This is a genomic window from Shewanella kaireitica, assembly GCF_023284045.1.
GTDB lineage: Bacteria > Pseudomonadota > Gammaproteobacteria > Enterobacterales > Shewanellaceae > Shewanella > Shewanella kaireitica.
The window spans coordinates 45,088-58,583 of the sequence record NZ_JAKIKQ010000025.1 but is presented as its reverse complement, the minus strand read 5'-3'; the positions used below and the strand labels follow the sequence as shown (position 1 = coordinate 58,583).

The 13,496-nt window shown below is 42.0% G+C and carries 10 protein-coding genes; 4 read left to right on the top strand and 6 right to left on the bottom strand.

Annotated features, from left to right (window positions below; genetic code table 11):
* Positions 1-342: 342 nt before the first annotated feature.
* The 6 genes from L2730_RS20730 to L2730_RS20705 all read right to left on the bottom strand — a co-directional run bounded on the left by L2730_RS20730 (position 343) and on the right by L2730_RS20705 (position 7,840).
* On the bottom strand, positions 343-1,152 hold the full coding sequence (locus tag L2730_RS20730; protein ID WP_248976322.1) for a regulatory protein RecX: 810 nt from the start codon (positions 1,150-1,152) through the stop codon (positions 343-345).
* Positions 1,153-1,380: 228 nt separating this feature from the next.
* On the bottom strand, positions 1,381-2,643 hold the full coding sequence (locus tag L2730_RS20725; protein ID WP_248976321.1) for an anaerobic sulfatase maturase: 1,263 nt from the start codon (positions 2,641-2,643) through the stop codon (positions 1,381-1,383).
* 192 nt (positions 2,644-2,835) lie between these two features.
* Positions 2,836-3,618 (bottom strand): hypothetical protein, encoded by a 783-nt coding sequence (locus L2730_RS20720; RefSeq protein WP_248976320.1) that lies wholly within the window; start codon positions 3,616-3,618, stop codon positions 2,836-2,838.
* Between the two features lie 99 nt (positions 3,619-3,717).
* The gene (locus L2730_RS20715) at positions 3,718-5,952 is read right to left on the bottom strand and encodes a multiheme c-type cytochrome (protein ID WP_248976319.1); all 2,235 of its coding nucleotides are present in this window, start codon (positions 5,950-5,952) and stop codon (positions 3,718-3,720) included.
* A gap of 120 nt (positions 5,953-6,072) precedes the next feature.
* Complete coding sequence (locus L2730_RS20710; RefSeq protein WP_248976318.1) at positions 6,073-6,663, bottom strand: response regulator; 591 nt, start codon at positions 6,661-6,663, stop codon at positions 6,073-6,075.
* Positions 6,656-7,840 carry a GAF domain-containing sensor histidine kinase gene (locus L2730_RS20705; protein WP_248976317.1) on the bottom strand — a complete coding sequence of 395 codons (1,185 nt, stop codon included), beginning with the start codon at positions 7,838-7,840 and terminating at the stop codon, positions 6,656-6,658. The genes L2730_RS20710 and L2730_RS20705 overlap by 8 nt, the downstream gene beginning before the upstream one ends.
* Positions 7,841-8,231: 391 nt before the next feature.
* Between L2730_RS20705 and L2730_RS20700 the strand changes: the two genes are divergently transcribed.
* The 4 genes from L2730_RS20700 (at position 8,232) to L2730_RS20685 (ending at position 13,482) form a co-directional block, all read left to right on the top strand.
* Complete coding sequence (locus tag L2730_RS20700; RefSeq protein WP_248976316.1) at positions 8,232-9,788, top strand: arylsulfatase; 1,557 nt, start codon at positions 8,232-8,234, stop codon at positions 9,786-9,788.
* Between the two features lie 316 nt (positions 9,789-10,104).
* Positions 10,105-10,893 carry a formylglycine-generating enzyme family protein gene (locus tag L2730_RS20695; protein WP_248976315.1) on the top strand — a complete coding sequence of 263 codons (789 nt, stop codon included), beginning with the start codon at positions 10,105-10,107 and terminating at the stop codon, positions 10,891-10,893.
* Between the two features lie 244 nt (positions 10,894-11,137).
* Positions 11,138-12,367, top strand: coding sequence for an OmpP1/FadL family transporter (locus L2730_RS20690; RefSeq protein WP_248976314.1), 1,230 nt, complete (start codon positions 11,138-11,140; stop codon positions 12,365-12,367).
* A gap of 227 nt (positions 12,368-12,594) precedes the next feature.
* Positions 12,595-13,482, top strand: coding sequence for a LysR family transcriptional regulator (locus L2730_RS20685; RefSeq protein WP_248976313.1), 888 nt, complete (start codon positions 12,595-12,597; stop codon positions 13,480-13,482).
* Positions 13,483-13,496 lie beyond the last annotated feature (14 nt).

The following is a 13,496-nucleotide window of genomic DNA, read 5'->3' as shown; positions in this document are numbered from 1 at the left end:
ACTTCTGCTTTGCATTGGCTTAAAAGGGAACAACCATTTCTTTACCAATGCGCTTTGAATTGAAAAGACTGAGGGGCTCTGAACTGGCCAAATACTTAATGCAATTGGTATTAATCACACCTTTCACATGCACTAGAGAAGCGATACTATGCATGCTTCCCTGAATCGATTTTAATGTGCTTATACGCGTTATTATGACTTTACTTCTAGATTGTGTTGAATTAATCAATTGATGCAACAATGGATTGTATATCGATGGTGGAAGGATATCTTTTAAGGTCTTTCGCACAAGCTTAAGTTTATATATGGAAGTTTATCTTTGTAGAGCTGATGCTGCTTCAATTATTCATCTTCGATCCGCATGGCTTCTTTTATTTGATCACTGCTAAAGCCCTTACGAGACAAATAAGCGTAGGCCTTGGATTTATCCTTATAGTCAGATAAATCATAGCGTTTTTTGGCTAACTCTTTTTTGCAGCTTTCATAGAAGTCGAGATCTCCAGAAAGCGCCAATTGATAAACGGTTTCTTCAAACTCCGTGACATCGATTAGTCGCTGTTTTAGATCCTGCAAAATGAGAGTTTCTCCCTTGCCTTTGTTAAACAGTTTTAGTATTTCTGAGTTTAGGTTTACTTTGTCAGCTTTTACTGCAAGTTTACTGCGTAATGTTTCACGCTGGGGATGCTGTGACAGGGCGTAGTCTATCTCTGCGCGGCTAAAACCCTTGGTTGTCATTTGGCTGTAAACTTTTTCTTTGTTGGTATTGTTAAAGTGTTCAAATCGGCTAAGGAGCCTGCTGGTGGCCATCTTATAGCAATCTATTTTAAGGGCTTCAATAACGTGTTCTATCGCAGTGTCTACATCAATTGCCGATAGGCCACGTAGCTGTAACTTTCGCTTAATGGCACCTGAGCCGATTTCATTGCCGAAAGCCATTTCACAATAGCGCACTGCAAAATCAGCATCGCTCTTTAGATAACCGCAGTCTATAAGTTTGGCTAGAACCGTCTCTATCCACTCTTGCTTATCCGTTTTACGTTCAAGCTTAGAGCGAATTTCATTGATAGTAAAATCTTGTTGGCTTAAGTGCCAATAGGCGCTGTTGTAGACGTTATCAATCGATTTGGCTTGGCGAAGCGTAGCACGTTGCATAAGGAGCTGATCTGGTATTTGAATATGTCCCAAAGAGTGTATCAGACCGATAAGAGTTTGAGTACGCTCGTTATACAATGCACTCTATTGGTATTAAAGGTTTTATCCGCTGGGAACTTGATTTTAACGCTCTCTAGGTGGGCGAATATGAAGGTCGTTTGTGCTCGACAAATTAGCGAAGAATAGCGGCATAAGCGTATAAGGCTTATGCCGGTTCTGAAGATCAAGTTATACAGTTTTTCTTACTTGATAGCCCATGGCACTCACTATTTGGCACATATAAGTGTCGATATGTTTGAAAAACATATGCCAGCCTTGGCACAGATAATTATGGCCCACTTCACCTTCGTAAGATCGTACAAAGCGATTCTTAGGACATTCACCGAAACAGGCAAATTTGTAATCACAGTTTTGGCATTGTTTTGTTAGGCTACGGTTCTTGGCAAAGCCAAAAGATTGTTGCTTCGCTGAAAACGCCATTTGATCAAGCGGTTTTTCGTGAATATTGCCAATTTTATATTCAGGATAAACGTAGTGGTCACATGCAAATACGTCGCCGTTTGGCTCCATTGCTAAGCCTTTACCACATAATGAACCTAATGTGCATAAGGGGTTGGTTCTCCCCATCCAAGTTTCCACACAGGCTTCAAAATATTGTACGTTTACTCTTCCTAAATCATGCTTTACCCACTCATCAAAGACTGTACACAAGAAAGTTCCCCAGCCTTCACTGGATACCGACCATGGTGTGACGACGGAACCTAATTCGCCAGGTTGTGCTTGCTTACTGCCAAGAATTGGGAGTTGTTCTTTTTGCCAATGATGCGGAGCCGTTTTTCTAAATGTTTCTGGCTCTGCGATAGGAATAAACTGTATTTGCGGCGATCGCACTTCATCTCGCAAGAAACGGTAGATCTCTAACGGATTCTGGCTGGTAAGCTTATTGATACAAGTCAGCGTTGCAAAGTTCACTTTATGTTTATGCAATAGTGTAATGCTGGCCATTACTTGCTTAAACGTGCCACGGCCAGCTCTATTTTTACGGTAGGCGTTGTGGTACATCTCAGGCCCATCAATACTTAAGCCCACTAAAAACTTATGTTTAGATAAGAAGTAACACCATGCATCGTTTAGCAGGGTGCCGTTGGTTTGCAGGTCATTAGATATCAAAACTCCTTTAGGAGCGTATTTAGCCTGTAAGCGGACGACCTCTTTGAAATAATCAAGTCCGAGCATGGTCGGTTCACCGCCTTGCCAAGTGAAGATGATTTCTGGAGTATTTTGCTGTTCAATATATTGCTTAATGTAAGATTCAAGCTGATCGAATGGCATCTGTGGGCTGCAACCTTTTTTATATTCAAGAAGATCCTGTTTACTTAAGTAGTAGCAGTAGGTGCAGTCGATGTTACATGCAGCCCCAATAGGCTTACTCATCACATGAAATCGTTTGCTTGCTTTTCCATTATGTAAATTGACTTTGATTGGTTGCATTATTAACTCCGTTGGAACGCTAGGGTCGATCGTTATCTAACATCCGTGATTATAAAGTGAAAGCTAAACTACCCCTGTGAATCGGGACTCACTGCGATGAAAACAGGTGTTTTTACCAGCTGGAGTCTCGCAATAAAAAAGCCAGCTTATTGCTGGCTTTTTTGCTTAGGGGTAGCTAAATTCTGTTTGGTATTAGAATTGCTGGTTGTACTCTAGACGAAAGTCACCGTCGCTAAAGTTATTCTGAGTCGTGTTATACCAAAGACGAAAGTTTTGCTTGGGTGTCATCTGCCAGCTCAAAACAAACTCATGAGTCAAACCATCACTTCCACGCAGATTATCTGTGTAGAGTTGATCGCCAAAAATAGCTTGAGTATAAACTGGGTTGTAGTTTGCCCAAATGGTATCGGTTAACTGAAATTTGTTGTACAAGGTGAAACTTGCAAAAGCAAAGTCAGAATGTAAGCCCGTAGAATCACCATCAGCTGCATGCATTGAGCCATCATTGTACTGGACGCCAGCTGCGATAATTGGGAATGCTTGCCAAAAACCGACTTTTGGTAAAGCTTGAATCATGCCAATTGACGCTGTACCTGAATTGGTGTCGAAGTTATGGATAACATCCATAGAAATACCACGACCGTTGGTCATGTCTACATCAAACTTTCTAAAGCGGAGCTCAGAGATACCATCATTAGCCATGTCAGGGTTCATTGCACTTGAACCTTCATCTTTAGTGTGTTCGCCAAACATGCTTTTTAATTCAAAAAGAACCATCGACATATCTGTAGGTGAACCGGTATCAAGTGTCTTACCTAGCTTAAAGTTAATTCCATTTGTGCCGTAAGAGCCGCCGACCTGCGTATATACAGCAAGTGGATCTGACATGTCTTGAACTTCTTTTTCTTCAGCAAAAGCTGCAGTGCTAATAAACGATACAGTTAGCAAGCCTAATAGTGCGGTTTGTGATTTCACTTATTTCACCCATAGTCACAATTTCAATGGGCTCATAGTAGAGCAGAGAAGAAAACCGAAATACTCGTAGATATTCCAGTTTTCTTTATTATGCTGGGGTTAATCACTCTTCAAATGAAAGCGAGCTTTAAGCTGGTTAACCGCATCTGCAGGTGCTCGCGTTGATAATTCTTGTAAACATTGGCTCGATTGCGGGCTTTTATTACTCAACATCAACTCACAAAGGGCATAAAGGTACTGTGGATTACCACTAACTTGATAAGCTTTGTCAAATGCGGCTCCAGCCGCTGAAACCGATGTTGGGGTGATTGCTATTGCATAGACATACCAAAAACGGCCATTTGTAGGCTCCAATTCCGTTGCTTTTTTGAGGTGTTTTATGGCTGTTGATGTTTGTTTGTCACGTAGTAATGCTAGCGCCATACTAAATTGAATTGAACCTGATGCCGGTTGTGCCAGCATACCTTGCTCTAAAATTGCCATTGCTTGGCTATTGTTACCTTGAGTACGATATAAATCTGCGAGATTAATATACGCGGCATCATAATTAGCTTGCACCTCAATTGCTGCTTTGTATTCTTTAATTGCTTGTTCAGCTAAGCCCTGATTGGCATAAAGATGACCGAGATTGGTTCTAGCAAAACCTCGGTCGCCATTAAATTTCAATATTTTTATATATTCGTCCAAGGGGGACTTCAATTGTCTCCGCTGTTCTTGACTCAACTCAGGCCAGAATCCCGCCAAAGCGCCAGCAGCTTGGCTACGCACCATCAGTATCTTGTCATTGAGTAAGGGCGCCAGCATGCGCCATCTGTCAGCAATGGGGTAGGGGGCACTTCCTTGGATAGTCGCAAACCTGAGCATTGGTTCATCGTTACGGGTCGCTCTTGCGACTGCCACAATGCCGTTACGGCTGGGGTATTGCTGTAAACGCTCTATGGCAGCAGCACGTATAACCGCTGGCTGACTACTATCTTGGGCGATGTAAGATAGCTGATCGCCTGCAGCGGGAAGGCCAGCTCTAGCACCAGCAAACGCACTACTAAAATGTTTTGCATCATACTGATTTAACGATGGATACCAGTTTGAGGTTTTATCTACAGCCCAAGCAGTATCTTTATCTTGATGGCATTGATTACAAGCGTTAGGGGTACCCATTCTTTGTGAGTTACCTGGGTTGGGAATACTAAAGCTATGATCACGCCTTTTATCAATCTGCATATAGGTTGTTTGCGGCATATGACAATTAACACACTGGGCACCACTGGTGTTTACTGGGTGCTGATGGTGCTCACTGGTGTCGAATATTGCAGGACTGTGGCATTGGCTACAAAGTGCATTTTTAGGCAGCACTAACTTGGTAGAATGAGGGTTGTGGCAATTACTGCAAACAACACCGTTATGGTGCATTTTTGATTGTAAGAAAGAGCCATAAACATAGTCTTCGTCGTACACTTGGCCGTCATCATAGTAACGATCTTGGCTGATAAGATTGAGTTGGTAACGATCGCCAAAATCACTATCGACAAGCGGATTAGTATCGCTTATTTGTAAACGACGGCTATGACATTGTGCGCAAGTCTGCAGTTGATTACTGTGCCCTTTGTTGATGGGCGTTGCTGTATCGGTACTTTTACTCGTTTCTTGGGCATTGGTTTGCCAAGTCCATTTCGAGACGGGCTTAGTTAAGTCTCTACTGAATCCTTTCCTCTCATCTTTTTTATTACTGCTACTGTCTTTATTCGCTGCCCAGGTTAGGTGCTTACTAGCCGCACCATGGCAGGCTTCACAGCCGACATTGATTTCTGAGAACGTAGTATTAAAACGATTTTTTTCGAAATCATAGTTCTTTTTGACATTGGTTGAATGGCAATCTGCACACATAAAATTCCAATTTTGACCGACATTTTGCCAGAAAAAATCATCATGTTTTGCACTGTTATCCGGATAAAGGTGGAACCACTTCTGGCCACCTTCTATTTTGGAACGATTGTCCCAAGCAAACGGAATTAGTTGCACCCGGCCATCTTCGAACTCGACCATATATTGCTGTAAAGGATCGATACCAAAGGTGTAGCTTATTCTAAAGTCATTAAACTGACCGCTGCTATCTTCGATGTTTACCCAGTATTCATCGCCTTTTCGAAAAAAACGGTTTTGTTTACCTAAAAAACTGAAGCTAGTATCAAAGTCAGCAGCCACAGATGATGGTGTTGCATGCTTCATTGCCATATCGTGATCTGAACCCGTCCAATCTTCAAATTCTGTTTGGTGGCACTGCTGACATTTAAACGAGCCAACAAATTCAGTAGCAACTGATGGCTGAGTAGCCAATAGTCCTGTTAGTAAGAGACCGATTAAGCGACTTTTGGGCTGCCATTGAACGGCTACTAATCTTTGTAAGCGTTTAATAATATTCTCCCTTTTGAATATTTACTTTTCTAAATACGAGCTTTACACCAAACCTCGAGAAAGTGCATACTGGATAAGCTCTGCACTAGATTTAGCTTCTATGAGCTTCATAATTGAATACTTATGAAATTCAACGGTCCGTGGTGAGATAAACAGTTCATCTGCGACCTGTTTGGCTGATTTTCCTTGTGCTAATAACCGCAATACACTTAGTTGCCTTGCTGAAAGACTCGGTGCTGAGTCTTCAACTTGCACTGATTTGGATAAGTACTGTTTACCTGCTAATACGCTATTAACTGCATCAACTAAGTCATCAGTAGCTTCATGCTTAAGCACATACCCTAATGCGCCAGCGGCAATGGCACCTTCTGCATACTCTTGTTCATCATGCATGGTGAGGCAAATAACCCGTAGATTTTTCTTAATACGTTTAAGAGCTGCGACAGCCGCGATGCCAGTCATACCCGGCATGCTTATGTCAGTGATGACAAGTTCTGGATTATGGCGTTTAACAAGTTCAATTAGCTCTTCACCATCTTTAGCAATTGCCAATACTTCATGTTCTGCTTTTAATAGACCTGCAATTCCCTGAGCAACAATTAAATGGTCGTCTGCGATAATAATTCTACTCATAATGTTCCTTTATTGCTGGAATGGTAATGTTAACTTCAAAGCCACCTTCATCAGGGCTAACAAATTCTGCATCACCATGTAATAGTTGTGCTCGTTCTCTGATACTCACTAAGCCAATACTCCCTTTGCTCTTTTCGAGTGTCTCTTTGCAACCTATCCCATCATCCATTACTTGTAATGTGAGTTTATTATTGGTTATTTCAATAGAAACAAAGACGGCTGAAGCATGGGAGTGTTTAATGACATTATTCAATGACTCTTGCAAAATTCGATAAAGGTTAAGTGATACTTCTTTTTTGAGGGGCGGTATTTCACCAAACATAGTTTGTAACTCTAATGCTTTGACCCCCGCGATACGTCTAGCTTCAGATTTTAGTGCAGCGATAAGTCCAAGATCTTCCAGCATAGCTGGGTGCAAGGAGCGAGATAGCGACTGCATATCTTTGGCTATCTGCTGAATATTTACGTGCAGTTCTTTAGCTTCAGGCTTTACGCTCTCACGTACTATGCCGAAAACGTTATTTGCCTTAATGGTGAGCAGGGCGAGTCGCTGAGAAAAGTTATCGTGTAATTCACGTGATAGCAGGCGTCGCTCGGTCTCTTGATTTTCCATTAAATGACGCGATAGTGATTCAAGCTCTTTATTCTTGGTTTGCAGTGATAACCAAAAGTGGTAGCGCTCGTAGGACGCGGCCAAGACTTGGCCGAGTGTCTTAATGCGTTCAAGTAATATTGGACACCAGTCAGAATGCTCCTTATAACGGCTACAGGCAATTGCCCCCCAAATGCGATCTTTTACTTTAATAGGGATCACAGCGTGGGCAATAACGCCTTCCATATTGACGAGACTTATTTCATCTCTGGTAAATATCTCTTCGATGGGACCTGAGTGCACAATCATCTCGCCTAAAGATATTTTGTCCAAGTAGGGACTATTAAAACCAACTCCAACCATCTTTGTTGGTGTATATCCCGGTGCAGCAACGGAATAGGCCCCTTCATGTTGCTTCTCTTTGGTGATCCTAAGTAGCGACATGCGTTGCACGTTTGCATAAGACAAGTATTCGGAAAGTCCTGCGCAGATAACATCGGGAATATTCGCCGTGTCTTCCTCTAATAAGCGATTCGATATATCAGCAAAGAAATGCTCTGCAATTGAAATTGGTTCTACACTCATACGCTGTGCCCTATCATTCATTGAAAGCGAATATTGTGAATGGCTAATAATGTCTATCGCTATCAATAACGCTTTTTAATGACTTTCGCCACTAAAACATAACATTGGGACAAATAACAGGAATTATTACTAGGCTAATACTAAGCGAATACTAAGTTTGGTAAGCGTTCAGAGAATAGCCCTAGATTGATATTGATGAAGTTAAGCTTAGTTGATGTGACTCCCAAGTTTGTAAAACAAAGTAACAATTGTAGATGGAACAAGTATTTCTTCGAGGTTTTTTTTAAGAGATTTAGACGTTAAATGTCGACATCGTTTTAAGGACACCGTTTTAATCGGCAGTGTGCTTTTTAACAACAGTAAATAAAAAGATCTAACCAAGGGGAATGAAATGTCCAAACTACTATCGAAAGTTGCATTAGGTGTAGGCCTTCTCGCAACTGCTTCTTCTGCAATGGCGGCTACTGATCCAGAGCGTCCAAATATTCTTGTGATCTGGGGTGATGATATTGGTTATTACAATATCAGCGCATACAACCAAGGTATGATGGGTTACCAAACGCCTAATTTAGACCGTATTGCGAATGAAGGTGCGTTATTCACCGATCACTATGCCCAGCAAAGTTGTACCGCAGGCCGTTCTTCATTTATTACTGGTCAACATCCATTCCGTACTGGCCTTTTAACTATCGGTATGCCGGGTTCAGAACATGGTATTCCTGATTGGGCGCCAACGATTGCTGATGCGCTTAAAGACAAAGGCTATACAACAGGGCAATTCGGCAAGAATCACTTGGGTGACCAAGACAAGCATTTGCCTACCGCACATGGTTTTGATGAGTTCTTCGGTAACTTGTACCACTTAAATGCTGAAGAAGAACCTGAAACATACTACTACCCAAAAGATCCTGAGTTTAAAAAGAAGTATGGACCACGTGGTGTAATCCATTCTTATGCAGATGGTCGTATTGAAGATACTGGTCCTATGACCCGCAAACGCATGGAAACTGCAGACGAAGAGTTTGTAGGTGCATCAATTAAATTCATGACAAAAGCGGTGAAAGCAGATAAGCCTTTCTTTGCATGGGTAAATGCATCAAGAATGCATGTGCATACACGTTTGCAAGAAAAGTACGATGGTATTACCGGCATTGGTTTATACCCTGATGGCATGATTGAGCACGATGATCATGTTGGGTTGCTGCTTGATACGTTAGATGAGTTGAAAATTGCCGATAACACCATTGTTGTCTACTCAACCGATAACGGTGCAGAAAAATTTACTTGGCCTGACGGTGGTACCTCTCCATTCCATGGTGAGAAGGGAACAACCTTTGAAGGTGGCATGCGCGTTCCTCAACTAGTGCGCTGGCCTGGTGTGATTGAACCTGGTACTAAGATTAACGCCATGATGTCCCATGAAGATTGGATGCCAACTCTGTTAGCAGCAGCAGGTGAAGACACTTTGGTTGAAGACCTTAAAGAAGGGAAAAGCTTTAACGGTAAAGACTGGCGTGTACATCTAGATGGTAGTAATTTCTTACCTTACTTTAAGGGTGATGTAGAGCAAGGTCCACGTACTAGCAAGATATATTTCAGTGCTAATGGTGAACTTAACGCTGTACGTTGGAATGACTGGAAAGCATCTTTTGCTATGATGGATGGAGACATGCAGTCTGCTGTTCGTAACGTACCCGCTTGGGCGTCTTTAACAAACTTACGTGCAGATCCTTTTGAGATCGCTGCTAAAGAATCTGGTATGTATGTCCGTTGGATGATCGACAACATGTGGTTGTTTGTGCCAATGTCACAAGAAGTTGGAAAGTTCCTGAGTACGATAGAAGACTATCCATTCCAACCTGGTTCAGGCTTTAGTGCTGCGGGTATTAACTATAATACTTTAAAGCTACAAAAAATCATGAAAGCGGTTGAAGCTCAACAAAATTAAGCCGTCAACAAAAACCATAGTGCTAATGACAAACGTCATACATTAGCAGCAAGCGCTCTTAGGTATAAATATATCTAGGGGCGTTTTTATTCCCCCTATTAAGCATCTTCATTAAGGCGTTATAAAGCCTCAGCACTAATGTCCCCGCTCAATATGGATTTGCTAAAATAGTGCGCCTAAAGTTGAACTGGCGTGACACCTCTTAACCGTGCGATTACAACTTGCATAGAACAGTTTAAAACTGGTAGTTCTTCGAGCATCAAACATCGTGAACTAAGCGTAAAATTTCGCTGTAACTTACAAACTTGGATCTGTTATGCCTAAAAGCCTAATTACTGCCACTACTATATTATCCGTTATATTTCTTCAAGGTTGCGCCGCATTTATCCACGAACATATTAATGTGGAACTAAAAGACAAGGTCTTGTCTGAAATGGTTTGGGTTGAAGGTGGTGAGTTTAGGATGGGTAGTGACTGTGGTGTTGGGACGATTAGTGAGTGTCCTGCACGTATGGTTACTCTCGACGGATTCTATATCGGTCAGTATGAAGTGACACAATCCTTGTTTGATTCCGTACTTGAAGGCGCCACCCCCTATTTTCCTGGCTCACAAATGCCAATGAATAACTTAAGTTGGCAACAAGCCAAGTATTTTATCAATCAGCTTAACCTTGAAACCGGACTCACTTTTCGCCTACCGACTGAAGCTGAGTGGGAATATGCTGCTAAAGGCGGAATAAAAAGCAAAGGTTACCGCTATAGCGGTTCGAACGATATCGAGACTGTGGGTTGGTATGCTGGTAACGCAGGGAATAAAGCCCAGCAAGTCGGGCAAAAGTTACCTAACGAGCTGGGGCTCTATGATATGACGGGGAATGTGGGTGAAATGGTAGAAGACGCCTTTGATGTTGATTTTTATCGTCATGCTCCTAATGAAAACCCGGTGAATGCCATCGATTCGGCTCATCATTTAGCTTATAAATCTGTTCGTGGTGGTAGCTTTTCTTATGATGCTCTCGAATCTGCAAATTACTCGCGTGACTCCGCGAGTCAAAGCGCAATTATGCCGGATATTGGGCTAAGGCTAGTTCTGACTAAGAAATAGCCGATAAAAACAAGTAGGGATCTTGGCATACTAAAACCTCAAGTTTTTAGCATTTTGAAAGCTAAGTTATACCGCAAATCGCTTTAACTTGCTGTTTGCGGTATTTTTTGTTTTAGCGAAGTGTCAGTTAGCGCAAAGGTTTAAGGTTTTTTCGCTAAAACTAGGAATTTTCCGAGTCCATTTTAAAAACGTTAACCGTGATAATTGATTGTGATTATTACATAACAACATACGAGATTATTTAATGAAATTTCTACTTAAACCTTTAGCAGTGACCATTGCATTAGTATCAGCACCAAGTTTTGCAGCAGGTACCGTTCTTGGTGAGTTAGGCAGTTTAAACGCTAGCACTGCAGGTGCAGGTAGCGCAGCGATTTCAGAAGGTGCTGAAAGTGCTTACTCCAACCCTGCAGCAATGAGTCTCGTTGAAAAATCGACCTTAACTGGCAGTCTTCAAGCTTTTGACCTCAATATCAAATATCAAGATAACGGTTCCTATGGTAGTTTTGGTGGTGGCAATGACGGTGGTAATGCAGGCAGTGTTACACCACTTGGATCTGTATATTGGGTTAACCCATTAAGCGACAAATGGGCATTTGGTCTTGCACTCGCTTCACAAGGCGGAGCATCTGTTGATTATGGTGATGATTGGCGTGGCGCAAGTCTTATTAGCTCTATTGATCTTGTGACTGTTCAGGTAAACGCATCTGTTTCTTATAAAATCAATGAGCAATGGGCAGTTGGCGTAGGCATGGTTTCTGAATATGCGTCACTTTTGCAAACTCAGCAGTTTACTCAAAACATTGGCGCTGAATATGAAGCGGGTTCAGTAGAGTTTGGGGTTAATTTAGGCCTGCATTACACGATCGATGCGGACAATATGTTGGGGCTAACAGTTCGCTCAGGTCTGGACCATACCCTTGAGGGCGATGTAAAACTTGACCGTAACGGCAATGGCGAAACCTACGATGCGCGCTTAGGTCTGGTTTCACCCGCTATTGTAAAGTTAAGTGGTTACCATGGTTTGACTGACAAGTTTGCGTTGTTATGGTCTTTAGACTGGCAGGATTGGAGTAAGAATCAGTCAAGCGTATTGATCTTAGATGACTCTGGCCGTCAAGTTAATGTAGATAGGAATTGGGATGACACGTATAGCGCTTCTTTAGGGATGCACTATCAGCTGACTAATCAATGGCGTTTAGAGTTTGGAGTCGGTTACGAGTCATCGCCGCTAAGCGATACCGCTGATAACGCGTACAACCAATACCCAGACCTTCCTGTAGATGACATAATCCGTATCGGTACCGGTGCAACATATCAGGCATCAGAAGACTTTTCTGTTAATTTCTTCATTGAATATCTAGATCTTGGTTCTCCAGAGATCCGCTATGACGCACTGGGCTATGGGGCGCTATCTGGCAGTTATAACAATGATGCTGCCATCGCTGGTATCACTATGAATTGGGTATTTTAAAAGGCTTTATGTATAAGTCTTAGTAGGAATAGTTACTCTTTTCTGCTTCAAATCAGATTTAATTAACTGTGCAGTAACGCACATAGCTGACTTGTAAACTACCACCGCTACAAAAAAAACATTACAGTATTTTTAAGCTTAGTCTTTACCGACTAAGCTTTTTTTGTTGCCTACAACAAAGTTAACTTTGACTCAGTAAGCAAAAATATTTAAATGGGTGGAAATGTATGCGGATAGAAGATCTAAAATTATTTACCATCGTGGTAAAGCTCGGTAGTTTTACAGCAGCGGCCAATGCCTTAGATCTGCCACGAGCGAATGTGAGTAGGCGGATTGGCGAGCTAGAAAAAGCGTTAAATGCTCAGCTGTTTTTTCGTACTACTAGGCAGCTACGTTTAACTCAGCATGGTGAAGCATACTATCATGAATTATTGTCTGTTTTAGAAGGGTTTGAATTAGCGAAAAACAAGCTACTGGATATTGATGACAAGCCAGTAGGTAAGGTAAAAGTTGGTTTTTTACCTGAAAGTGATGAAGCACTGCAACCGGTATTGGCTAAATTTCAGCAACTCTACCCCGAGATAGAGCTGGATTTGCGCTACACCAATAACTATGCCACTGACATATATAGCCAAGCATTAGACTTTGCCATTCATGCAGGCAAGGTTCAAGATTCGGGCTTTATCGCTAGACGTATCCTTAGCTTAGGTCGAGGTATATACGCTAGCCCTGAATACATACAGAAGCACGGAGCGCCAAAAACGCTATCAGATCTGCAGCAGCATAATGCCATTTGTTACCGCTGGCCCGATGGAACACTAGATGATAATTGGGATTTGAGCAGTGAAACGGTTAAAGTTAACAGCCGATTTAGTTGTAATCATATGGGGTTTGTTCGTCGTGCCATTGTCGGTGGCCAAGGTATCGGCTTTATGCCGCCTCTATATGCGTTAGCATCCATCGAAAGCCAGCACTTAGTGCGTATTTTGCCTGAATATGAATCTAAGAAAGAAGATGTTTGGCTCATTTATGCCGACAGAAAAGGGATAAGTTTACCAACAAGGCTATTGATTGATTTTTTATTACAAGAAATCCCTGAAATGGCTGGATTGTAATAATATTCATGACA

Excerpts from the sequence above, each read along its gene's own strand:
- L2730_RS20700 (WP_248976316.1), top strand. The coding sequence starts at position 8,232 with ATGTCCAAACTACTATCGAAAGTTGCATTAGGTGTAGGCCTTCTCGCA.
- L2730_RS20695 (WP_248976315.1), top strand. The coding sequence starts at position 10,105 with ATGCCTAAAAGCCTAATTACTGCCACTACTATATTATCCGTTATATTT.
- L2730_RS20725 (WP_248976321.1), bottom strand. The coding sequence starts at position 2,643 with ATGCAACCAATCAAAGTCAATTTACATAATGGAAAAGCAAGCAAACGA.
- L2730_RS20690 (WP_248976314.1), top strand. The coding sequence starts at position 11,138 with ATGAAATTTCTACTTAAACCTTTAGCAGTGACCATTGCATTAGTATCA.
- L2730_RS20705 (WP_248976317.1), bottom strand. The coding sequence starts at position 7,840 with ATGAGTGTAGAACCAATTTCAATTGCAGAGCATTTCTTTGCTGATATA.
- L2730_RS20710 (WP_248976318.1), bottom strand. The coding sequence starts at position 6,663 with ATGAGTAGAATTATTATCGCAGACGACCATTTAATTGTTGCTCAGGGA.
- L2730_RS20730 (WP_248976322.1), bottom strand. The coding sequence starts at position 1,152 with ATGCAACGTGCTACGCTTCGCCAAGCCAAATCGATTGATAACGTCTAC.
- L2730_RS20685 (WP_248976313.1), top strand. The coding sequence starts at position 12,595 with ATGCGGATAGAAGATCTAAAATTATTTACCATCGTGGTAAAGCTCGGT.